Annotated in this window: 22 protein-coding genes; 17 read left to right on the plus strand and 5 right to left on the minus strand. The window is 63.2% G+C overall.

From position 1 onward, the window contains the following. Nucleotides 1–22: 22 nt before the first annotated feature. The 3 genes from BJG93_RS21400 (at nucleotide 23) to BJG93_RS21410 (ending at nucleotide 5,500) form a co-directional block, all read left to right on the plus strand. A complete protein-coding gene (locus BJG93_RS21400; protein ID WP_027196249.1) occupies nucleotides 23–1,171 on the plus strand; it encodes a branched-chain amino acid ABC transporter substrate-binding protein in 1,149 nt (382 codons plus the stop codon). A gap of 620 nt (nucleotides 1,172–1,791) precedes the next feature. Next, complete coding sequence (locus BJG93_RS21405) at nucleotides 1,792–2,577, plus strand: response regulator transcription factor (RefSeq protein WP_051374311.1); 786 nt, start codon at nucleotides 1,792–1,794, stop codon at nucleotides 2,575–2,577. Nucleotides 2,578–2,734: 157 nt separating this feature from the next. Beyond that, a complete protein-coding gene (locus tag BJG93_RS21410; RefSeq protein WP_027196250.1) occupies nucleotides 2,735–5,500 on the plus strand; it encodes a LuxR C-terminal-related transcriptional regulator in 2,766 nt (921 codons plus the stop codon). A 43-nt stretch (nucleotides 5,501–5,543) separates the two neighbouring features. Here BJG93_RS21410 and BJG93_RS21415 read toward each other — a convergent pair whose 3' ends face one another. After that, entirely contained in the window at nucleotides 5,544–5,957 is a 414-nt protein-coding gene (locus BJG93_RS21415; protein WP_027196251.1) for a DUF3175 domain-containing protein, read from the minus strand. A gap of 62 nt (nucleotides 5,958–6,019) precedes the next feature. Next, nucleotides 6,020–6,526, minus strand: coding sequence for a PRC-barrel domain-containing protein (locus BJG93_RS21420; RefSeq protein ID WP_027196252.1), 507 nt, complete (start codon nucleotides 6,524–6,526; stop codon nucleotides 6,020–6,022). Between the two features lie 290 nt (nucleotides 6,527–6,816). Between BJG93_RS21420 and BJG93_RS21425 the strand changes: the two genes are divergently transcribed. Beyond that, complete coding sequence (locus tag BJG93_RS21425) at nucleotides 6,817–7,113, plus strand: hypothetical protein (protein WP_027196253.1); 297 nt, start codon at nucleotides 6,817–6,819, stop codon at nucleotides 7,111–7,113. A 61-nt stretch (nucleotides 7,114–7,174) separates the two neighbouring features. Here BJG93_RS21425 and BJG93_RS21430 read toward each other — a convergent pair whose 3' ends face one another. Then, nucleotides 7,175–8,482 carry a DNA topoisomerase IB gene (locus tag BJG93_RS21430; protein WP_027196254.1) on the minus strand — a complete coding sequence of 436 codons (1,308 nt, stop codon included), beginning with the start codon at nucleotides 8,480–8,482 and terminating at the stop codon, nucleotides 7,175–7,177. A 174-nt stretch (nucleotides 8,483–8,656) separates the two neighbouring features. Between BJG93_RS21430 and BJG93_RS21435 the strand changes: the two genes are divergently transcribed. The 6 genes from BJG93_RS21435 (at nucleotide 8,657) to BJG93_RS21460 (ending at nucleotide 12,083) form a co-directional block, all read left to right on the plus strand. Continuing rightward, complete coding sequence (locus tag BJG93_RS21435; protein ID WP_027196255.1) at nucleotides 8,657–9,001, plus strand: hypothetical protein; 345 nt, start codon at nucleotides 8,657–8,659, stop codon at nucleotides 8,999–9,001. 164 nt (nucleotides 9,002–9,165) lie between these two features. Further along, nucleotides 9,166–9,717, plus strand: coding sequence for a type 1 glutamine amidotransferase domain-containing protein (locus tag BJG93_RS21440; RefSeq protein WP_027196256.1), 552 nt, complete (start codon nucleotides 9,166–9,168; stop codon nucleotides 9,715–9,717). Nucleotides 9,718–9,777: 60 nt separating this feature from the next. After that, on the plus strand, nucleotides 9,778–10,350 hold the full coding sequence (locus BJG93_RS21445) for a DUF4142 domain-containing protein (protein WP_027196257.1): 573 nt from the start codon (nucleotides 9,778–9,780) through the stop codon (nucleotides 10,348–10,350). Beyond that, entirely contained in the window at nucleotides 10,347–10,691 is a 345-nt protein-coding gene (locus tag BJG93_RS21450) for a DUF1488 family protein (RefSeq protein WP_027196258.1), read from the plus strand. The genes BJG93_RS21445 and BJG93_RS21450 overlap by 4 nt, the downstream gene beginning before the upstream one ends. A gap of 97 nt (nucleotides 10,692–10,788) precedes the next feature. Further along, nucleotides 10,789–11,373, plus strand: coding sequence for a membrane protein (locus BJG93_RS21455; protein ID WP_027196259.1), 585 nt, complete (start codon nucleotides 10,789–10,791; stop codon nucleotides 11,371–11,373). Nucleotides 11,374–11,630: 257 nt separating this feature from the next. Continuing rightward, the gene (locus BJG93_RS21460) at nucleotides 11,631–12,083 is read left to right on the plus strand and encodes a PA2169 family four-helix-bundle protein (RefSeq protein ID WP_027196260.1); all 453 of its coding nucleotides are present in this window, start codon (nucleotides 11,631–11,633) and stop codon (nucleotides 12,081–12,083) included. A gap of 91 nt (nucleotides 12,084–12,174) precedes the next feature. Here the strand turns inward: BJG93_RS21460 and BJG93_RS21465 are convergent, their stop codons facing one another. Next, a complete protein-coding gene (locus tag BJG93_RS21465) occupies nucleotides 12,175–12,513 on the minus strand; it encodes a BON domain-containing protein (RefSeq protein WP_027196261.1) in 339 nt (112 codons plus the stop codon). Between the two features lie 505 nt (nucleotides 12,514–13,018). On the opposite strand from BJG93_RS21465, the gene BJG93_RS21470 reads away from it, so the two are divergent. Both BJG93_RS21470 and BJG93_RS21475 read left to right on the plus strand, forming a co-directional pair. After that, nucleotides 13,019–14,500 (plus strand): RNA polymerase factor sigma-54, encoded by a 1,482-nt coding sequence (locus BJG93_RS21470; protein WP_027196262.1) that lies wholly within the window; start codon nucleotides 13,019–13,021, stop codon nucleotides 14,498–14,500. 188 nt (nucleotides 14,501–14,688) lie between these two features. Further along, nucleotides 14,689–15,864 (plus strand): pyridoxal phosphate-dependent aminotransferase, encoded by a 1,176-nt coding sequence (locus BJG93_RS21475; RefSeq protein ID WP_027196263.1) that lies wholly within the window; start codon nucleotides 14,689–14,691, stop codon nucleotides 15,862–15,864. 74 nt (nucleotides 15,865–15,938) lie between these two features. On the opposite strand, the gene BJG93_RS21480 is transcribed toward BJG93_RS21475, so the two are convergent. After that, on the minus strand, nucleotides 15,939–16,928 hold the full coding sequence (locus BJG93_RS21480; RefSeq protein ID WP_027196264.1) for a hypothetical protein: 990 nt from the start codon (nucleotides 16,926–16,928) through the stop codon (nucleotides 15,939–15,941). 215 nt (nucleotides 16,929–17,143) lie between these two features. On the opposite strand from BJG93_RS21480, the gene BJG93_RS21485 reads away from it, so the two are divergent. The 5 genes from BJG93_RS21485 to BJG93_RS21505 all read left to right on the plus strand — a co-directional run bounded on the left by BJG93_RS21485 (nucleotide 17,144) and on the right by BJG93_RS21505 (nucleotide 22,669). After that, a complete protein-coding gene (locus BJG93_RS21485) occupies nucleotides 17,144–18,958 on the plus strand; it encodes a S10 family peptidase (protein ID WP_027196265.1) in 1,815 nt (604 codons plus the stop codon). A gap of 94 nt (nucleotides 18,959–19,052) precedes the next feature. Beyond that, nucleotides 19,053–19,799 carry a FadR/GntR family transcriptional regulator gene (locus tag BJG93_RS21490; RefSeq protein ID WP_027196266.1) on the plus strand — a complete coding sequence of 249 codons (747 nt, stop codon included), beginning with the start codon at nucleotides 19,053–19,055 and terminating at the stop codon, nucleotides 19,797–19,799. Between the two features lie 155 nt (nucleotides 19,800–19,954). Beyond that, entirely contained in the window at nucleotides 19,955–20,698 is a 744-nt protein-coding gene (locus tag BJG93_RS21495) for a (Fe-S)-binding protein (RefSeq protein WP_027196267.1), read from the plus strand. Next, nucleotides 20,695–22,098 (plus strand): lactate utilization protein B, encoded by a 1,404-nt coding sequence (locus tag BJG93_RS21500; protein ID WP_027196268.1) that lies wholly within the window; start codon nucleotides 20,695–20,697, stop codon nucleotides 22,096–22,098. The genes BJG93_RS21495 and BJG93_RS21500 overlap by 4 nt, the downstream gene beginning before the upstream one ends. Next, nucleotides 22,085–22,669: a LutC/YkgG family protein gene (locus tag BJG93_RS21505; RefSeq protein WP_027196269.1), complete on the plus strand. Its 585-nt coding sequence runs from the start codon at nucleotides 22,085–22,087 to the stop codon at nucleotides 22,667–22,669. The genes BJG93_RS21500 and BJG93_RS21505 overlap by 14 nt, the downstream gene beginning before the upstream one ends. Nucleotides 22,670–22,703 lie beyond the last annotated feature (34 nt).

A 22,703-nucleotide genomic window follows, 5' to 3' on the forward strand; every position in this document is an offset into this window, starting at 1 on the left:
TGCACGGAAGAGGATGGACATCATGAAACGCAGAAACCTGGTCGTCGCACTCGCCCTTGGGATGTTGTGCGCGCATGCGCCGTCGTACGGCGCCGAGCCACAAGTCGTGAAGATCGGCTTCGCCGGACCGCTGACCGGACCGGTCGCGCGGGTCGGAAAGGACTTGCAGAACGGCGCGCAGCTTGCGGTGGACGAAGCGAACGCGAAGCATCCGACGATCGGCGGCAAACCCGTCAAATATGTGCTCGACGTGCAGGACGACCAGGCCGATCCGCGCATCGCGATCCAGGTCGCCCAGAAGTTGGTCGACGATGGCGTGGTCGGCGTGATCGGCCATTACAACTCGGGTTGCAGCATTCCCGCCTCGGCCGTCTATCACACGGCGAACGTCGCGATGATCACGCCGGGCTCGACGAACCCGGCTCTGACCGCGCAGGGTTTCGCAAACGTGTTTCGCACAATGGGACACGACGGCGTCGGCGGCGTGATCGCGGGCGAGTTCGCGGTGCAGCAACTGAAGGCGAAGCGCATCGGCATCATCGACGATCGCACCGCGTTCGGCCAGGGCCTCGCCGATGCGTTCGAGAAGGGTGCAAAACAAGCGAACGGCAATATCGTCGATCGCGAGTTCACGAACGACAAGGCGGTCGATCTGCGCGCAATCCTGACCTCGTTGAAGCAGAAAAACGTCGATCTGGTTTTCTTCGGCGGTCTCGACGAGCAAGGCGCGATGCTGGTCAAGCAGATGCGCTCGCTCGGCATGCCCGCGCAACTGTTCGGTGCGGGCGCGCTGAAGAGCAATGCGTTCCTGCAGATCGCAGGCAACGCGGGCGAGGGGACGCGCGATCTCGAACCCGGCCCGGCTCTCGACAAGCTGCCGGCCGCGCAGGAGTTCGGCAAGCGCTACAAGGCGCGCTTCAATCAGGATGTCGAACTGTATGCGCCGTTTGCCTACGACGCCGCGCTCGCGATGATTCAGGCGATTCAGGACGCGGACTCGCTCGATCGCGCGAAGATCGTCGCGGCTTTCCCGAAGGTCAACGTGACGGGCGTGACGGGGAAAATCGCGTTTGATCCGCACGGAGATCTGATCAAGCCGCCGTATACGCTGTTCGAGGTGCAGCAGGGGCAGTGGAAGAGTCAGCGGACGGTGGGCGGGAATGGCGTTTGAGATTGATCCAGGCCGGGACGGCTGATTATCTCGACCCGAACTGTTCCGCCGTTCCAGCACCTTCGATAACGACGCCGCTTCGCAAGTCGGTGTCCAAGCTCGCTCAGCGATTCAACAGCGACCTTTGAATTCGCACTATCCCGAACATCCCCCGCGAGCGGACGATCTCGAACCTCGCGCCACGCTTATTCCCGCCTCATCGCCGCGACCGCGCTGACGATGATTCCACCATAGTCGGGCAAACCGGCGGTGCGTCGTCGACGACCGCGATCGTTTTATCGCCGCCGCCGACGCGCGGCCGGATGCGCTTGCCAGATCGAATGACGGGCAAGGGGGGGTGACCACACAATATGACCCCCCCTTCGAAAAACGCCATCCCCCCTCCCCGAAGGGGGGCATTTGAAAGGCGACTGGCTCTATCTTTCTTCTCGAATTTCACAAAGCATATGGGGCCGACGTCGCTACCCGCTCACGCCGACCCTGGACCGTATGCGATTAGCAAGTTGGTTTTTCGTCCCGTTGAACTCGTTGCTCGTGTGAGTGGAATTCCAGAGCAAATGTCTTTCGCCGCATTTGTGGGGGGTCGGTGTTCCAGTCGAGCGAAAGAAAAAAGGTGATAAATGAATATCCTGTTGGTAGAAGACGATACCGCGCAAGCTGATTCGGTCGAAAGGGAAATCAGGCAATCCGGGCATCGAATAAGCAAGGTGGAGCGGGGCAAGGACGCAATCAGTTTTCTTCAGGCTAACGAAGTCGACCTCGTGGTGCTCGATTGGGAACTGCCGGGCGTGAGCGGCTTCGAGGTGCTGTACTGGATACGCCGTCATCTGGGCCGCGAACCCGCGGTGCTGTTCGTGACCAGCCGACTTCTGGAAGTCGACATCGTGCAGGCGCTAGACGCTGGCGCGGATGACTACGTCGTCAAGCCGTTCCGGACCGAAGAACTGGTGGCGAGAGTCGGCGCACTGTTGCGCCGCACACGGCGCAGCGCGAAAGTCGAAAGCGCAATCGCTGTTGGACCGTATTCCTTCGACGTCACGCGGCGCGCCGCTTATCTGCATGGCGAATCGATCTTGCTGACGGAAAAGGAATTCGTCGTAGCGGCGCATTTCTTCTCGAACGTGGGGCGGGTCGTTTCCAAAAGGCTTTTGGCGAAGCTGGTCTGGGGCCGCGAACTGGACAGTACGTCGCGCACGATCGATACGCATATCTACCGGCTTCGACGCAAGCTGGCGCTGTGCCCGGACAATGGCGTGCGATTGACGACCGTCTATACGCACGGCTACCGGCTCGACGAGGTCGATGCCGGCAGCGTGGACCTGCAAGCGTCGGTGGACTCCGAACCCGAGGTTCCCGTCGCGCAGAACGACACGCCGGAACTCGGCGCGCAGAGCAATCGCCGCTAGCGATTCGACACGAGGCCATGCGCGATCTGAAGCGGATTCCGGTCGTCGCACCTCGTTGCACAGCTCCGCATTGAGTCATCACACGGTTCGGCGTATCTTAAACGCGAATTCTCAAGACCCTCCTTGCCCCTCACCGATAGCTGTGAGAGGACTACTCATGAATACACCCGCAGATAGTTTCGAGCGTGAATGGATCGTGTCGCTGATCCAGACCAAGATGATGCCCCCGCGCCTTCCCGCGGGTTGCGTGCATCGGCCTCTATTGCTCCGGCGACTCGATGAACGACGCCCACGTCAGATCACGCTCGTCACCGCGCCCGCGGGTTTCGGCAAAACGACCTTGCTTGCCGCGTGGAGCGAAGCGCAAACGAGAAAGAAGCGTCCGGTTGCGTGGCTCAGTCTCGATGAAGAAGACGACGATCCGCAGCAACTTGGTGCCTATCTGGTGGCGGCGATTTCTCGTGCGTCGACGGAGATCGCGTGGCAGGCACAGCACGTCCTCGATAACGATGCACACACGCCGGTCAGAACCGTCATTTCAGTGCTGCTCAATGGCATCGCCGCATACGGCCGCAGTGTTTTCCTCGTACTCGACGACGTCGACCGCCTGAGCGCGAGACCCGTTCTCGCGATCGTGTCGCGCCTGCTGCGCTACGCGCCCGACAACCTCCACGTCCTGCTCGGCGCGCGCGGCGAACCGGCGCTATCGCTGAGCGGGCTGTGCTCCCCCGACAAACTTTCGCATGTGGATGTCGACGATCTTCGCTTTTCGCTCGACGATGCTCAGGCGTTTTTCGACCACACCGGTAACACGCTGCTCAGCCGTAACAGCGTCGAGTTGTTGAACAGCGCGACCGAAGGCTGGGTGGCCGGCTTGCAACTGGCTGTGCTGGGATTGAACCGGGTCGATGACGTAACCGCGCTCGCCGGTCATCTCGCCGATTCCCGATTCGGAATCGATCGCTATCTTAACGATACGGTGTTTGCAAATTTACCGTCGCATATGTTGACGTTTCTGCTGTGCACGTCGATCCTTGAGCGGCTCACCGCGACGCTGTGCGACGAAGTCATGGGCGGTGAAAGCGACAGTGGAGAGAAACTGGACTGGCTCGAGCGGCATAACGTGTTCATTCGGCCGCTCGATGAAACGCAAAGCTGGTATCGCTATCACGCGTTGCTCAGCGATGCGCTCCGTCGCCGTCTCGTGCGTCAGACGCCACGACAAGTCCCGTTGCTGCATCGGCGCGCAAGCCTCTGGTTCGCGCGGGCTCGTTTGTGGCCCGAAGCCGTGCGACATGCGCTGGCGGCGGGCGATCTCGCGCAGGCGGCAGGGTGGGCCGAAAACTGCGCGATGGAGATGCTCCAACGCGGCGACCCGTTCAAGCTGCCGGGCTGGATTCGGAAACTTCCGCCGGATGTGATCGCGGGTCGACTGCGCTTGCGTCTCGCGAAAGCCTGGGCTCTCGCGATGTCGCTTGAAACCGCGCGCGCGTCCAAGGAGATCACCAAGATTGCCGACGACTTCGAGCGTGTCGCTCGCGATGATCGGTCGGTAGCCGACGAGGTCGCATGGGCGGAGATCAATGCGATCCGCGCGGTGATCGCTGCCGTGAATGACGACAGCGAGCATGCGCTCGAACTCGGGCGCGCCGTTGTGGCATCGACGGCGCCTGTGGATTCCTGGGTACGTCACTACGCTCAAAGCGCGGAAATTTTCGGCCTGGTGTATAGAGGGCAGTTCGCCTACATATCCAGCGTGTGGAGAGCCGCAGCCAATCAGGTGGGACTCAGCCGGAAGCCGAACAGCACCGATATGCTGCCCGACGTGATGTACGGCGTCGCCGCACTGATACACGGCGAACTTCCAGAGGCAAGGCAGGTGATGGAACGAGCGATGCGGTACTCCGAAGAAGAGCAAGGGGAGTGGTCGGCGGGCGCGGCCGCGGTGGCCGGCTGCCTTGCATCGATTTACTACGAGTGCAACGAACTGTCCGAAGCGCGAAAGTTGATCGAGGGGCGCATGACCCTCGCCTTGGAGACGGCGCCACTCGCCGCGTCGATGCGCTACATGCTCACCGCGTCACGTCTGCTGTGGCGCGATGGCAAGAAGGGGCCGGCGTTGGCCGTTCTCGAGGATGGTCGACAGGTCGCGATCACCCGTCGATGGTTGCGTCTTAAGCTCGCGTGCGATGCGGAAACCGCCAGACAGCTCCTCGCCGACGGTAGGGTGGCCGAGGCGCGACAGCTCTCCGACGATCTGAGCGCGAGCGTACCCATGATGTGCGAAGGACGGCGAGGCTCGGCGATCGAAACGTGGGTAAGCTACTGCGTGCTGCAAGCCCGCGTTCTGCTCGCGGAAAATGCCGCCGGGGACGCCGTCGGCTTTCTTTCGCGCTCACTCGAGAATCTGGTTGCGCTGGGCTGGCGCTATGCCGAGGCCGCTGTGTCATTGCTGCTTGCTCTCGCGCATGAGCAGAACGGCGCTTCGGAACAGGCGTTCGCCGCACTGGGCAACGCGGTGAGGATCGGCAGCGCGATAGGGATGATCAATAGCGTCGTGGATGAGGGGGCACCGATGCGTGCGTTACTGGCACGCTTTCGTCGCACGCCGTCGGAAATCGCGGCAAAGCACGACAGCTATATCGGCACGCTGCTGTCGGCTTTCGACGATGCCGACAACATGCGATCTTCGTCGTCGAGCTATGCCGACACGAAGATGACGCCGGGCACGCTGAGCGCGCGAGAGCTCGAAATCCTGAGCTACGTTGCGCGCGGACTGTCCAACAAGGAAGTCGGACGCTCATTGAATCTGGCGCCGGAGACGGTCAAATGGCATATGAAAAACGTCTTCGAGAAACTGAACGTCAATTCGCGATTCGAAGCCGTACAGAGTGCGTTCGGCCTTCAGCCCGGAGCCGATTGAAGCGCGGCGCCGCGTCGCGTGCTGGCGCGGCCGTTTCGTCGCTTCACCGCGGCTCGCGCCCAAACGCTTCGCGCAGCTTGCGCTTGGCCCGCTGCAACGTATCGCGCCGCTCCTTAGGCAGGTTGCGGCCCGCTCGATTGATGTAGAAATTGAGCATCGACATCGCCGATTGAAACGGTGTGCCCTTGCGTCGACGGCTCACCGTCGACGAATGCTTCAACGATTGCGCGATGGACTCCGCGCTGCCAGTTTTGAAAATATCCTTCTGGATGTCCATCGCGTCGCTCGTTTCCATCACGTGATGCGACCATTTCTTCGTGCCGGAAGCGCCTTTCGATTTCGCGGTTTTCGCGCGATGCGCGGCGTGCGCCTGCGCATGGCGCTGACGCGGTGGCCGTCCCGACTTCCCACGGGCCACAGGGCGTTTTGATCTGCTGCTGGTCTTTCGGGTCCCCATGGTGTTCTCTTCTGAAGCGCAATGTCGGACAGGCCACGCGTCGACAATGGTCGAGTTGGCGATCAGAGTTTCACGCCGCCGGCCTCGGGCGCGTCCGACGATCCCGGAGGAATGTCACCGACGCCTGGCTCATCGCGACTCGTGTAGACGTCGCCGCCCCAGTACGGTTCGCTGCCGTAATACTGATGCACGGTGGTAGCCCACGTCTCATCCGCCATCGATGGCCAGTGATCCTTATCAAATCCCGGGGCGTTCTTCACGCGCTCGGCCGTCATGTTCAGCACGAAGCATTTTTCCTCCGTATCGAGCGTCAGCGCACGCCAGGGAATCGCGAACAGCTTGTCGCCGATGCCGAGGAAACCACCGCTCGACAGCACCGCATACGCGATGCGGCCCGAACGCACGTCGAGCATGATGTCCTTGATCTTGCCGATGTGCTCGCCGTCGCTGCTGATGACCTTGTTGCCGTCGAGCGTATCCGCGGCCATCACATCCGGGCCTGGGCCTTCCGCGGTTGCGGCGCCTTTACCGACGATGTTCGCACCTTGCGTCTGGGTCTGGATGACCATGATGGGCTCCTTTAAAGGGGTGAATGTACAGAGGCATCTAGCAACGGCCGTTCCATCCAGCCGTGCGCGCCGTTGCGCCGTGGTGCTCGGCGCATCCGCGAGACGAGGCACCGCGCGCGTAAAGGATGCGAGCGCGTTTGAAATTATTTCGTTTGTGTCGCCGCAAGCCGGTAGAAGACTAGCTTGACGCGGGTTGCGACGAGCGCCCCGCGCGGCATAGCCTTTGCTCGACTTCGGGTGACGGCAGGGTAAGGATCACGTCCGTCTTTTTTACTTCAGGGAGAACCCAGATGAGCAAGTATCCGAAGGCATGGCTGGCCGCGGCATGTGTAATCGCATCGAGCGCTGCGTTCGCGCAGGCGGGCGGCGGCAACGGCAATAGCGGCGCCGGCGGCGGCAACGCGCATGGCGCTGCGACCGCCGCGCCGACCGCGGGCAACGAGCCTGCGTCGGGTGCCATGGGCAACACTGCGGGTTCGACTTCGTCGATGAAGCATCATCACAAGAAATCGAAGGCAAACAAACCGATGACCGACACGACTAACACACCTGGCGCGAATGCCAGCAGCGATACGAAAGGCCAGTGACGGTGTGATGGCCGCGTTCGCCGAACGTGTTTGAGCCATCATCGATTCAGCATTGAGCCTGTCACTGAGTCGGCGGTTTCAGTTCGGATGCCATTTCCTGCGCAGTGCGCGGCGTACGCGCGCGCGCGGGAGCGCGCAGATCTTCCCCGGCGCGTGTCGGTGCCGCGCCGGCGGTTTTCTTACGCACCACGCGCGACTTTTTCAGCAAACTCGTCAGCGAACCGTTGATGCTCTCGTCGACCGCCGACTCCCGCGTCTTGCGGCCTTTCGCGCCGGAAGCGCGCGCGAGTTTCGCCGCTTGTTTTTCCGCTTGCGCGAGGAGGACCGCGAAGGCTAGCTCATCGGCTTTGAGTCCGCGGCGCGATTGCCCCGGCGCGAGGCTTTGCAACTCATCGGCTTCGAACGCGCTGATGATCGCCGGGTGGATATAGCAGCGCCGGCAGACGGCGGGTGTGTTGCGTAGCAGCGTCGCCACTTCTTTCACGGTCGCAACGATATGATGGCGCGCTTCGGCCACGCTGCCGCAGATCAACCGGCGCAATGCCGCAAGCGCGAAGACGCTGCCCGCCCACGTGCGATAGTCCTTGGCGGTGAAGTCCGCCCCGCTCACGCGGCGCAGGTAGTCGTTGATGTCGGTCGAGCCGACGGTGTGGCGCGTGCCGTCTTCGTCGAGATACTGGAACAGATCGTGACCCGGCAGCTCCGCGCAACGCCGCACGATGCGCTTGATGTTCGGATCGCCCACCGTCACGTCGTGCTCGATGCCGCTCTTGCCGCGAAACTGGAAGCGCAACTGACCGGCCTTGATCTTCACGTGCTTCTTGCGCAGCGTGGTCAATCCGTATGACTGATTATCGCGCGCGTATTCGACGCTGCCGACGCGGATCAGCGTCGTATCGAGCAATTGCACGATGGCCGCGACCACCTTGTCGAGCGGCATGCCAGGCAACTTCAGATCACGCGCGACGCGCGCGCGGATTTTCGGCAACGCCCGGCCGAACTCGGCCATCCGTTCGTACTTGTCGGCGTCGCGCGTTTCGCGCCAGCGCGGGTGATAGCGATACTGCTTGCGGCCACGCGCGTCGCGGCCGGTCGCCTGCAGATGACCTCGCGGATCGGGGCAAATCCACACGTTCTCATAAGCGGGCGGAATCGCGAGCGAGTTGATGCGTTGAATCTCGTTCTCGTCGATGATGCGCTCGCCGTTCACGTCGAAATACACAAAGCCGTTCCTGTCGCGCTTGCGGGTGTAGCCGGGCCTGCTGTCGTCGGCGTGGTGCAGACCCGGCGGCATGGCGTGCGAGGCGGTGTTGCCATTCGCTGCCGTCGGGCTGCGTGATGCGGTGGTTGAACGAGTTGCGGTAGCCATCGTTGCAGGTAGAAGTTTCAAGCGTGGTTCGGATCGGTTCGCCCGGCAGGGCGCGATGCATGCCGTGTGCTCGGCGGGAAGCAAGAGGGATGCCATTCGACAGCATCGAGAGGAGTGCCGCAGCGGAACGGTCCTTGCGCAAAAGTCGGTGTGATCAACCGGAAAGGGGCTTTCATGAGCAGCACACTCAATCCCGATGAAGAGCCGCAGCAGACCGTCAAGCAAACGTCCGGCACGACGGGCGCGCTGGGTCCGAGCGACTCGTCCGATAGCGGCAGCGATGTGGCGGGCGCAAAGCGTCACGAGTTCGACGTCGATACGGAGCTCGACAACCACGCACTGGAAACCGGCGACGCCGAACTCGCCAGCGATACCGATCGCGCGGGTACTGGCGAGCGCGCGTCGGCCGATGGCGATTCAGCGTTGGAGCTGGACCGCGATATCGAGGCGGACCACGTCGTCGATCCGCAAGTGCCGCCGGACGCGGAGCGCCTCGGCGAAGACGAAACCGACGTCTGACTACGACGCTGTACTGATGACGCAGCCCGCGCTGCGCAGCGGGAACGCTGTGACAATGCGGCGGGCACAGGTTTTGCGTATCAGCGCTTTAACGAAGGCGCCGCGCTGTGCACATGCATATCGGACCCGTGCATGAGCGCGGCACTGCGCGAAGGAGAGGACGCATGACTGACGCACTGAATGGCTACAAGGTAGCGGTACTCGCCGTGGACGGTTTCGAGCAGGCCGAACTGGTGGAGCCGAAACGCGCGCTCGTGGAGGCGGGCGCGACGGTCCACGTAATTTCGGCGAAACCGGGCAAGATCCAGGGCTTCAAGCACGTCGACAAGGCTGACACCGTCGACGTCGATGCGACATTCGACAAGGCCAGTCCCGACGACTATGACGCGCTCGTGTTGCCGGGCGGCGTCGTGAACGGCGACGCGCTCCGGCTGCTGCCGCAGGCGCAAGCCTTCGTCAAGGCGGTCGATAACGCGAAGAAGCCGATCGCGGTGATCTGCCACGGCACGTGGCTGCCGGTGTCGGCGGGGATCATCAAGGGGCGCACGGTAACGAGCTGGCCTAGCCTGCAGGACGATATTCGCAACGCGGGGGGCACCTGGGTCGATCAGGAAGTGGTCGAGGACGGCAATCTGATTTCGAGCCGCAAACCCGACGACATTCCCGCCTTCAACAAGACGCTGATCGGTCAACTGACGAAGCGCAAGGCGGCGTGATCGCAGGCGGCGCGTTCGCGTCGGCGCTTGCGCATCGATGCCGCAACAGGGAGAAAATGCATGAAATTCCGGTATTCCCTACAAGTGTTGACTACGGCGCTGGCCGTGCTGGGCATGAGCGCGGCATCGATCGACACGGCCTGCGCGCAGGCGAGCGATGCACCCGCGAGCGCCGCACCCACCGGCCGCACGACGCTCTCGCCAGCGGATCAGCAGTTCGTGCTCGATGCGTCGAAGTCAGACGCGACCGAGATTGCCGCCGGCAGGATCGCGCTGAAAAACTCCAACAATCCGCAGGTCAAGAAGTTCGCGCAGCAGATGATTACCGACCACACGAAGCTGTCGCACACCATGGCCGCGCTGGTCGCGAAGAAGGGCTTCAAGCCGACGCCATCCGCGGATTCCGCGCTAGTCGGCAAGCTGCAGACGTTGAAGGGTACCGCGTTCGATCAGGCCTACGTCGAGCAGGTCGGCGTGGAAGCGCATCAGCGCGCGGTGGATCTGTTCCAGCAGCAAAGCGGCAGCGGCACCGACGCGCAACTGAAGGCCGCGGCCACGCAGGCGCTGCCGATCATCAAGCATCACCTCGAGATGGCGCAGCAACTTGCCGGCAAATTGAAGGGCTCGTCATGAACGCGATCCTGCCACGGCCGGCCTATGAGGACTCTCTGATGCAGATCGATTTCCCCGACGACGAACCGGCCTTCGACGGCGCCAATCTGATCGTGCGCTTCGTTGCGCGGGTCGATGGCGAGCCGGTGGTCTGCGCGATCACCGCCGAGGCGCTGGAAGATCATTTCGGCGCCGAGTCGGCACTCGAAGCGGCACAGTTGGCCGCCTTCGACAGAGGCCGTCAGCGCATCCGCTCGGTCTGCGCCGAAGCGCTCGACCAGAACAATGGAGAAGGCGTAGTGTTGCATAGCGGACTGTTCAGAGTGGAAGGCATGGAACCGGATCGCGGCGCCGCGGCGTAGCGCCGCCGCGTGCCGCGCTGACCGGGCGCACTGCTGTGACGCGTGCCACCCGGCGACCGTATGGTCTGCGAACGCCAACTAACGATAAGGAGGCCTTATGTCACTCATCGTCGCAGCGCGCTTCACGACTTTCCCGGCCGCGGAAAGCGCGGCGCAAAAGCTTTTTGATGCAGGTTTCGTGGAAGAAGACGTCACGCTGTTTTTCGTCAATCCGCGCGGTCAGCATGCGCGTTTCCCGATCGGCGGCGACACCGATACCGACCCCGCCGCGCGAGAGGCGCCCAAAGGCGCGGGCATTGGGGTGACTATCGGCGCGGTGATCGGTGCGGTCGTCGGCGTGGCGATCTTCGCGGCGTTTTCCGCACCCCTGCTGGTGTCACTGCTCGCGGCGGGCGTCGGCGCGTATGTCGGCTCGCTGGCCGGCGCCATGTCGCGCACCCATGAGCGCCGCAAATCGGACCATCGTGTGCCTTATCACGAGGAGGCGCGCGATTCGGGCGTGCTCGTCGCCGTGCACGTATCGCCCGACAATCAGCTTCAGGCCGCGCGGGTGCTGCGTGAAGCGGGCGGCGTGGCGATCGAGAAGGCGACCGGCCGCTGGCAGCAAGGACGCTGGGCCGATTTCGATCCGCTGAAGACGCCCGAGCCAATCAAGGAATTCGCGGAGAAGCGCGTGATGTAAGCGACGCGCCGTATCGACAAAAACGGCCCGACGGCGATCGGACCGTTTTCCGTTTTGGGTTTCCCGTTTACGGCGCGGTTTCGTCGTCGCGTTAGCCCTCGATCGCCGCGCACCGTGGGGCGGCAGCGATGTATGCCGGGCACGCGTCGTGCGGGCATCACAGGCAGTCTGCCGCGCGTTGGACCGATTCATCGCGAGGCGAATAAAAAGCCCGGCGCGGCGGATTGCGCGATGAACGAAACCCTTGGAGGTATTGAATGGCTACCAACGTTGTTTCCGTATTGAATGATCTCGTCGAAACGTCGAAGGATGGCGAAAAGGGCTTTATGAAGGCAGCCGAGGATGCGCACGACGAACAACTGAAGACGCTGTTCCGCTCGAGTGCTGAAGATTGCTCGCGCGGCGCACGCGAGTTGCAGGATGTCGTTCAGACGCTGGGCGGCAAGCCCGAGAACCGCGGCAGCATGAGCGGTGCGCTGCATCGCGGCTGGGTCGACGTGAGATCGGCGGTGTCGGACCGCAGCGACCATGCGATTCTCGCCGAGTGCGAAAAAGGCGAAGACGTCGCGAAGAAACACTATCACGACGCGCTCGAAAAGGACTTGCCAGCCGACGTGCGGGCGATCGTCGAGCGGCAGTACCATGGCCTTCTGCAGACGCATGATCGCGTGCGCGATCTGCGCGACCAGTATGCGGCGATGAAGCGTTGATCGACGTGTCGGTGCGGTAGAAAGAGAGCCGGCGATGCCGGCTCTCTGTCGTTCCACCCGGGCGAATCGGCGCGAACCGATTGCGCCGGTATTATTCGGCCGCGACCTTCAGATGATTCTTCACGCTGGTCACGCCCTTCACGTTCTGCACGACATCTTCGGCGGCGGACTTCTCGTCGGCCGAAGGCACCGAACCCGTGAGCCACACGACACCCTTACGGGTCTTCACGTGGATATGCGTCGATTTGACGTTCTTCGCGGCAAGCAGATCCGCCTTGACCTTGGTCGTGATGGTGCCGTCGTCGATATGCTGGCCGACGCTCTCCGACGCCGCGGGCGGGGCCGAGGCGCTGGTCTGTGCGTTTGCGTTCAACGCAAACGCGACAACGGCGATGCTGCCTGCGGTCTTCAGAAGCTGGATCTTTTTCATGGTTCTCTCCTTCCGGTGGTGATGAAAATGGCGGTCTTGTTGCCGGTGGCCGATCGCGGCCGAAGCCGCTGATGACGCACGTGGGTCGTCGCCGCTACGGTACCGTCAGGGCCCGTTTCTCGACACCGGACGCTGCACTCGCATCCGCGCTGCATTGGCGCATTAGCGAAGGGCGGCGTCCGTCCACCCACCACGCTCCGCAAGCATCGTGCCCACGCGCTCTATGCCAAACGATGCCGCGAGCGGGACCCGCGCCGCCAAGGACTTTTCGACTGACGAATCGAGTCCCGGCGCCGCAATGCGCAAGCCGGCCCGAGAGGTGAAGAAGGGACCGGAAATTGCCTGCCGTTTGTAAAAACCGACGCTCGCGGGCAGTGCAATTCATGGGCCTGAAAAAACAAAGCGCAATCGAAACAGCGGTTTGCGCAAACTGGTACGGACGTTGCGTTGGTGGGTGAACGCGGCTCATTGAGTCTTTGGCTACTAACGAACGGGATCTACTCCAATGCCTTCGATCGAACTACGCACAAGGCAGTCTCTTGCACTGACGCCTCGTCTTCAGCAATCGGTGCGGCTCTTGCAATTGTCGGCTCTCGAGTTTCAGCAGGAATTGCGCACGGCGCTCGATACCAATCCGTTCCTCGAATACGATTCATCCGAAGCGGACGACGTCGCGCTCGCCGGCACGACGCCGGGCGAAGACGCCAGCGTGCCGCCCGCCGCGGATACGCTTGCCGCCGTCCAGCCCGACGGGTTGACCGCGGAAAGCGCCGCTAGCGACACGCTCGAAAGCGCGGGCCAGGACGACATGCCCGCCGACTTTTCCGGCGACTACGGTTCGCGCAACTCGACACGCCAGAACGGCGACTCGGACGGCAGCGACCCGGCCGATTGGGCTCGTTCGCAACCCACGCTGCGCGAGCAGTTGCACGACGCGTTGCGCCTGTACCGGCTCGACGACCGTGATCGCGCGGTGGCGCGCTTCATCATCGAGGCGCTCGACGACGACGGCTATCTGCGGCAATCGCTCGCGGACCTGGCCGATAGCGTCGATCTCGAACCCACGCTGACCGAGGAAGAACTGCTGGTGGCGTTGCGCCTCGTGCAGTCGCTCGATCGTCCGGGGCTCGGCGCGCGTTCGCTATCGGAATGCCTCGCGCTGCAGATCAATGCGCTGCCCGCCGATACGCCCGGGCGCGACGTCGCGCGGCAGATCGCCGAGCATCATCTGGAACGTCTCGCACGCCGCGAGCAGGCAGAGTTGCAAAAGCAGATCGGCTGCAGCGCGGAGGAGCTGCGCGTGGCCTGCGCGCTGGTGCGCAAGCTCGATCCGAAGCCGGGCAATTGCTACGGCCGAGCCGAGGATAACTACGTGGTGCCCGATGTGATCGTGCGTCAGGTGCGCAACAAGTGGGTCGTATCGATCAATCCGGCGGTGCAGCCGCGGGCGCGAATCCATCGCATGTATGCGCAGCTGTTCGCGCAGTCGGCCGGCGCGAGCCGTTCGCCGCTCGCGCAGCAGCTGCAGGAAGCGCGCTGGCTGATCCGTAACGCGCAACAGCGTTTCGATACGATTCAGCGTGTCGCCGAATGCATCGTCGCGCATCAGAAGGCCTTCTTCCAATACGGCGAAATCGCGCTCAAGCCGATGGTGCTGCGCGACGTGGCCGACGAACTGGGCCTGCACGAGTCGACCATCTCGCGCGCGACCGGCAACAAATATATGGCGACGCCGCGCGGCATCTTCGAGTTCAAGCATTTCTTCCCGCGCGAGCTCGGCACCGAAAGCGGCGGCACCTGTTCGGCCGCGGCTGTGCGCGCGCTGCTCAAGGAGATGATCGCCGCGGAGAACACGCGCGATCCGCTGTCGGACGTGACGCTTGCGAAGATGCTCGCGGATCAGGGCGTACTGGTCGCGCGGCGCACAGTGGCGAAATACCGGCATCTGATGAAGGTGCCGCCGGCGGAACTGCGCCGGCAGCTTTGACGCACCGAAGTTCTTAGCGGGGGTGAAAAAAGCAGTCATTCAAACAGCAGTACATTGCGCACCGGGTCATGTGAGGTTGTCCACTCGCATGACCCTTTTTCGTCTCTGGACGTTTCGTCGGCGCGCCATTACATTGGCGGCTCGAATCCGAACCGATCAACGGAACGGCACAACAACGGGTGAGCGCAATGAAGTATTCGAATCTGGTCGAGCGACTGCAAGGGCGGCGCACCTCGGCGTGGGAAATCCATCGCGTCGCGCAGCAGGCCGCCGCCAACGGTGAAGACGTGATCGTGCTGAGCGTCGGCGATCCGGAATTCTCGACGCCCGCGCCGATCGTCGAGCGCGCCATCGACGCGTTGCGCGCCGGCGATACGCACTATACGGCGATAGCCGGTCGCGAGCCGCTGCGCGCGGCGATCGCCGCGCAGCACGCGCGCACGACGGGCTGCGATGTGAGCGTCGCCAACGTGGTGTTGACCGCCGGCGCGCAAAACGGCGTGTTCGCGGTGTCGCTATGCCTGCTGGAAGCCGGCGACGAAGTGATCGTCCCCGAACCGATGTATCTGACCTACGAGGCCTGCGTGCGCGCGGCGGGCGCGACGCTCGTCGCGGTGCCGGTCGATCCGGCGCGCGCGTTTCACGTCGACTGCGACGCGCTCGAAGCGGCGATCACGCCGCGCACCAAAGCGATCTTCTTCGCGACGCCGTGCAATCCGACCGGCGTCGTCATGCAGCGCGCGGATCTCGAGCGCATCGCGCGGCTCGCGTGCGAGCACGACCTGTGGGTGCTGTCCGACGAGGTCTATGCGGAGCTCACGTTCGAGCGTGAGCACGTGAGCATGGCGTCGTTGCCCGGCATGGCGTCGCGCACGGTCACGCTCGGCAGTCTGTCGAAGTCGCACGCGATGGCGGGGTGGCGCGTCGGCTGGGCAATCGGGCCGGCGACGCTGATCGAGCACATGGCGCGGCTCGCGCTCGCGATGCTGTACGGCCTGCCGGGTTTCATCCAGCAGGCCGCGTTGACGGCTTTGGAGAACAGGGCGGACATCGTCGCCGACATTCGCGAGATCTACCGGCGACGGCGCGACGTCGTGTTCGAGCGCTTGCATCGCGTGCCGGGCTTGCGATGCCTGTTGCCCGAAGCGGGTATGTTCGTGATGGTCGACGTCAGCGGGAGCGGGCTCGATACGATCGAGTTCACGTGGCAGCTGTTTCGTGCGCAAGGCGTGGCCGTGCTCGACGCGAGCGCGTTCGGGGAGACGGCGAAGGGATTCGTGAGACTGGGGCTGGTGGTGAGCGAGGATCGGTTGATCGAGGCGTGCGAGAGGATCGCGATGTTCGTGGCAGGGGTGAGGCGCTGACGAGACCGTCATTCAGCGATTCGCCAGTCTCGAATGCCGGGTCGCGCGGGCAGAGCGTGTGCCCGCGACCCGGCTCATTTCTTCTTGCGCACGAACTTCAAGCCGAAGCGCACCAGCCACGGCATCGTTTCGGGGCGCAACAACCGTGGGTCATACCCCGCGAATCGCCGTTCATTTTCCAGAAGACACAGCTGCATCAATTCGGGCACGCTGATATCGACATCCGTCACCGACTGCGCACCGTTTACCGTGAAGTTGTTATCGTGCTCGTGGACGTTACCGTCGGCATCCATCGCACGCGCGAGCCCGATACGCTCCCAAACCAGAAACGCCCACACGCCCGCCACCTTGATCTCGAAGCGGATGCGCCGCCACCATGAAAGCTGCGCGCGATGCCATGCGACCCAGTTTGCGAACAGCAGAATATGGCGGCACTCTTCCTGCATCACCGGCTCGAAGGTTTCTGTCAGCGCCGGCGGAAACAGGCCCGAGCGCCGCGCCACTTCGAACAGGCCGAAGGCGAAGAAGCTGTCGATACATTCGCTATAGCCGGTCACGAGGTAAGCCCGTTCCGTGTCTTTTGGATAGACGTAGGGCGGCTCGCTCGCGAGCGCGATGCCATACGCGTGCACCATGCGCGACAGCACTTCCTTATGGCGGTTTTCTTCCCACGCGTTCAGCGCGAGTGCGTCGCGCAAGTCCGGGGTGTCGAGCGTCGCCGCGTAGGCGGCCATGCGCAGGCGAGCCCTGCCTTCGGTTTGCACGGCGATGTCCCAGATGGGCAGCGCGACGATGCGCCGGAGCGTTGCAGCTTCGAGTTGCGGCCATGCTAGCACGGACGGGCGATACGGATTAAAAGTGTCGCGAAACATGCGGCACATTTCCTGCCGGTGCGCGTCCGAGCCAGGCCGCAGCGGGCCGCTGACGGTGCTCGTCCAGTGCCGCATCGCGTGGTCGGCGGCGTCGAGGGTCGAGCGGTCCGGCTGTTGCTGCGGCAGTTGCGGCGCGCGAAAGCCGGGGATCAGCGCGGCAGCGTCGAATGCATCCAGTACCAGTTGGTCCATTGGCTATTCTCGACAAGGCGACGAAGGCGCTATCGATTCTGCCATGACTGCGCAGGCGTGCGCCACGTTCAGAAAAAGCGCTTTGTCATGTTGGGCGTGCAAGGATGCAGCAGGTTGACGCCGGGCAAACTTGCGTCAAGAATCGAGCGCGCCAGGTTTGCTCCCACATCCGCTAGCCAGATGCCAGCGTGTTTCAACTCGTCGCGGACAACGTCATGATCCTTCGCTTTTCTCCTTCGTTGCGCCGCTTGCTGACAGCGCGATTGCCGGCCGCCGCGCTCACGCTGACGCTGTCGGTCGTCATGGCGGTGCCGCTCGGTGAACGGTGCATGGCAGCCGAACAGGCCGATGCATCGAGCACCGCGCAAAGCCCGGACACCGGCGAAAGCGCGGACGCCGCCGCATCCGCGCGCATCGCGCCAGGCCACGGGCCAGACGCGAACGCGTCGTCGCCCGGCGATTCGCGCGAGCCGCACTCGATGGCGGTGCGTCCGAACGACGAGGCGCGCAAGCGCACGGCTTCGCGCGGCGACACGCAGGCTGCATCGAATGCACCGGACTCGGTCGACGCGACAGCCAGGTCACGCAAGGACAAGGCGTCAACGCCCGCGATCCCGGTGCCGCCTGAATCCACGAGCGTCACCACGCATTCGCTTCGCGTGAACGGCCGCAAGCTCGACTACACCGCGACCGCCGGCAATCTGTTGCTGCACGACAAGAGCGGCGCGGCCAATGCGAGCGTGTTCTACGTCGCTTATACGGTGCCCACGAAAACCCCGGCAGCGCGTCCGATCACCTTTCTCTTCAACGGCGGCCCGGGCGCTGGCAGCGTGTTCCTGATGATGGGCTCGGTCGGCCCGAAGCGCGTGCGCACCGCGAGCCCCGCGAGCACGCCACCCGCGCCGTACACGCTCGAGGACAACCCCGACAGCCTGCTCGATATCAGCGACCTCGTGTTCATCGATGCGGTCGGCGCGGGCCTGTCGAGACCGGTCGGGCATGGCACGGGCAAGGACTTCTGGGGCGTCGATCAGGACGTCGATGCTTTCGCGCAATTCATCGACCGCTATCTGACGGCGAATCAGCGCTGGAATTCGCCGAAGTACCTGCTTGGCGAATCGTATGGCACCGCGCGCGCCGCGATGCTCGCTTATCGGTTGGGGCAGAACAATATCGCGCTGAACGGCGTGATCCTGCTGTCATCGGTACTCAATTCCGCGGCGTTCTCGCCAGGCACCGACTTCAAGAGCGAGAGTTATCTGCCGAGTTTCGCGGCGATCGCGTGGTATCACGACAAGGTCACGCCGAAGCCCGCGAGCCTGCCGGCCTTTCTCGACGAAGCGCGCGCGTTCGCTCGCGGACCTTATGCGCAGGCGCTCGAACAGGGCGATGCGCTGCCCGACGACCAGCGTGACGCGATCGCCGCGCGCATCGCGTACTTCACCGGGCTCGACGTGGGCTTCGTCAAGCGCAACCGTTTGCGTCTTTACCCGTCGCGCTTTCGAAACGAGTTGCTGCGCAGCGAGTCGCGCAGCGTGGGCCGCTACGATGCGCGTTTCGAAGGCGTGAATTTCGACGATGCATCCGAGGACCCGGACTTCGATGCGTCGGTGAGCAGCGTGTCCAATGCGTTCAATGCGGCGCTTCATCAACATCTGGAGGAAGACCTGCACTACGCGCCAACCGAGCGTTACCTGGTGTTCAGCGACGACGCGTTGAAGCAATGGGACTGGAAACATCGCGAATGGTGGGGCGAGCGGCTGCAGCTCCCTTATGCGGGCGGCGATCTGGCCGAAGCGATGCGGCAGAATCCACAGTTGCGAGTGCTGTCGCTGAACGGTTACTTCGACCTGGCCACCCCGTTCTACGCGACCGAATACGCGCTCGCTCATCTCGGCCTTGATGGTCCGCTGCGCGAGAACCTGCGCATCGCCTACTATCCGACCGGCCACATGATCTATCTCGACGATGCCGCGCTGCACGCGATGAAGCGCGATCTGGCGAGCTTCTATGCGTCGCAACGGCGTTGAGATCGGTCAATCGGCGCATGCCGTGCAACGGTATAATTCCACGCACCGTGGAGTAGTCGCGCGCTCCGTCAACCGGCTTCATCGTTTGCCGCTTATGCCATTCACACCGATTCCGTCCTTCGCTCGCAAGCGCATTTCCGACGTCGTGTCCGATCAGATCAAGCAACTGATCGCGGCCGGGACATTGATGCCCGGTGATCGGCTGCCGGCCGAGCGCGATCTCGCGGCGCAGCTCGGCGTGTCGCGGCCGTCGCTGCGCGAGGCGCTGATCCGGCTGGAGGCGGACGGTTACATCGAAACGTCGGGGCGCGGCGGCTTCACGGTGGTCGACGTGACCGCGCCGCTCATCTCGAAGCCGCTTGCTGAACTGCTGACGCAGAATCCGCGTACCAGTGCCGACATTCTGGAGTTGCGCCAGGGGCTCGAAGCGATTTCGACTGTCTATGCCGCACAACGCGCAACCGCCACCGATCTGAAGAAAATCCGCGCCGCGTTCGAGGCGTTGAAGGCTGCATCGTTGTCGCGCGAGCGCGCCGATCTCGCCGAACTCGATGCCGCATTTCATCTCGCGATCGCCGACTCCACGCACAACGTCGCGTTGGCGCATGTGATGCACGGCATCCATACGCTGATTCGCGAGGGCATGCGCCAGTATCATCGGTTGATCGACTACGACGACGCGATGGAAAAGCAGTTGATGAGCCAGCACCAGGCGATTTACGACGCCGTCGTCGCAGGCGATGCGCCCAAAGCGCGCAAGGCCGCCGAGCGGCATCTCGCCTTCGTACGCGAGATTTACAAGGACGATGCGACCAAGCCGTCGGCCGCCGTGATTTCCTGATTGCGTCGATTTCGCGGCCGGCGCAGTCCGAATTGACACCGGCTACGGACTTTTTTATAGTCTTGGTCAGACCAACATGACCAAGACGGCCGGATGGGTGACATCGCCCACATCGGCCAACAGACATCGTCCCCGCCGCTTTTCCTCGAGAGCCTATGAAAGTCGCGCTGTTTATCCCGTGCTTTATCGATGCGTTCTATCCCGAGGTCGGCATCGCGACGCTCGAACTGCTCGAACGTTTTGGCATCGAGGTCGACTATCCGCAGCAGCAGACCTGCTGCGGCCAGCCGATGGCCAATAGCGGCGCGCATGCGGACGCCGCCGCCACCGAGCGGCTGTTCGCGCGCAACTTCGCGGGCTATGACTACATCGTCGGGCCGTCCGCGAGCTGTATTCATCATGTGCGCGAGCATCTGAGCGCGATCGAGCAGACCGATGAAGTGAAAAAAGTGCGCGCGAGCGCTTACGAGTTGGTCGAGTTTCTGCACGACTTGATCGGCGCGCGCGAATTCCCGTGGGCCGAGTTCGCGCATCGCGTCGGCTTGCATACCAGTTGCAGCGCGCTGCGTCATCTGAACGAAGCGTCGACGTCGGAAATCGCCGGCACGCCGTTTTCGAAGCCGCGCGCGTTGCTCGAAGGCGTGAAGGGCATCGAGTTCGTGAAGCCCGCGAGGCCCGACGAATGCTGCGGTTTCGGCGGTACGTTCTCGGTGACCGAAGAGGCGGTGTCGGTGCGTATGGGGCAGGACAAGGTGCGCGACCATCTGGATGCCGGTGCCGAGTACATCGTTTCGGGCGACATGTCGTGCCTGATGCATCAGCAGGGTTGCGCGGAACGCATGAACGCCGACGCGCGCTTCATCCATATCGCGCAGGTTCTGAATGGAGCGCGCTCATGAGCCGCGGCGATCGCCGCGTCGATCACGCCAAAGCGGCCGGTTCTTTCATCAGTCAGACCGAACACGTCGCGTTTCATGACAAGCGTCTGTGGGACCTGCGCGAGAAGCGCGATGCGCAGGCGCACGGCATTGCTGAATGGGAAACGCTGCGCGCGCTGGCGTCGGGCATCAAGGAGCACACGCTGACGCATCTGGCCGACTACCTCGAGCAGTTCGCGGCGGCGGCCGAGGCCAATGGCGTGGTCGTGCATTGGGCGGCCAACGCGGAAGAGCACAACGCGATCGTTCACCGGCTGATGTCCGAGCGCGGCATGACCACGCTCGTGAAAAGCAAGTCGATGCTGACCGACGAATGCCGGATGCGCGAGTATCTCGAACCGCGCGGCATGACCGTGATGGAGACGGACCTCGGCGAGCGCATCCAGCAGCTCGATCATCAGGACCCGAGTCATATGGTCGTGCCGGCCGTGCACAAGCTGCGCGCCGACGTGGCCGAGCTGTTCGGCCGCACCATCGGCACCGATCCGACGAATAGCGACATTCATTATCTCGCCGAAAGTCAGCGCATGAATACGCGGCCGTATTTCGTGCGGGAGAAAACGGCAGGCATGACCGGCTGCAATTTCGCGGTGGCGGAAACGGGCACGGTCGTGGTCTGCACGAATGAAGGCAATGCGGATCTGTCGGCGAACGTGCCGCCGCTGCATATCGCGTCGATCGGAATCGAGAAGCTGATACCGAAGGTGTCGGATCTCGGCGTGTTCGTCCGCATGCTGTCGCGCAGCGCATTGGGTTCGCCGATCACGCAGTACACGTCGCATTTCCGTGCGCCGCGGCCGGGCACCGAGATGCATTTCATCCTCGTCGATCATGGCCGCGCCGAACGGCTCGCGATGGAGGATTTCTGGTACTCGCTCAAATGTATTCGCTGCGGCGCGTGCATGAATACGTGTCCGGTCTATCGACGCAGCGGCGGCCTCTCGTATGGCGGCACCTATTCGGGGCCGATCGGCGCGATCATCAATCCGACTTTCGATCTGAAACGCTACAGTGCATTGCCGTTCGCGTCGACACTCAATGGCAGTTGCACCAACGTGTGTCCCGTGAAGATCAATATTCACGAGCAGATCTACAAATGGCGCGCGGTGATCGCCGAGCAACACGAAGTGCCGTTCGTGAAACAGGAGGTACTGAAGATGGCGGGGCGTCTGCTATCGAGTCCGACCTTGTATCGCGCGACGGTGTCGTCGATGGGCAGTGCGTTGCGGCGGTTGCCGAATTTCGTGCTGTACAACCCTCTGAATATCTGGGGCCGGCAGCGCGAATTGCCGGAAGCGCCGAAAATGACTTTTCATGCGTGGTACAAGAAGAATCGCGGAGGCGGCGATGACAACGCGTGAGGCTTTTCTGGCCAAGGTGCGCGCCGCGCAACCGGCCGCGCGGCCGCGTCCCGACGTGCCGCTATTCGATCCCGTTGGCGGCGATCTACGGGCGCGTTTCACTGCGGCGTTACAGACGATGGGTGGCACTTGCGTCGATGCGCCGAGCGCGCGTGGCGTCAGCGATCTGATTCGCGAGCGTTTCGGCGCGGCGGCATCGATTGCATCGGCGAGCGCGGAAGTGCCTGGCACGCGGGCGATCGGCGCGGATACAGACCCCGCATCGCTGCACGACGTTGACGTCGGCGTGGTGCGGGCACGCTTTGGCGTTGCCGAAACCGGCTCCGTGTGGTTCAGCGAGCGCGAATATGTGGTCAATGCATTGGGCTACCTCGTCCAGCATCTGGTTGTGCTGCTCGATCCGGCGCAATTACTCGATGGACTGCAAGACGTCTACCGTCGCGACGATTTCCGCAGCGCGCGTTACGCCGCGCTCGTGACGGGCCCGTCGGCCACCGCCGATATCGAGGGTGTTCTGATTCGCGGCGCGCAGGGCGTGCGTTCGCTGACGGTCGTATGGCTCGCGGGCTGAGGCGCGGCGTTCTCGCGCGGGACTTTGCTATCAT

The organism is Paraburkholderia sprentiae WSM5005, assembly GCF_001865575.2.
In the GTDB taxonomy this organism is placed as follows: Bacteria; Pseudomonadota; Gammaproteobacteria; order Burkholderiales; family Burkholderiaceae; genus Paraburkholderia; species Paraburkholderia sprentiae.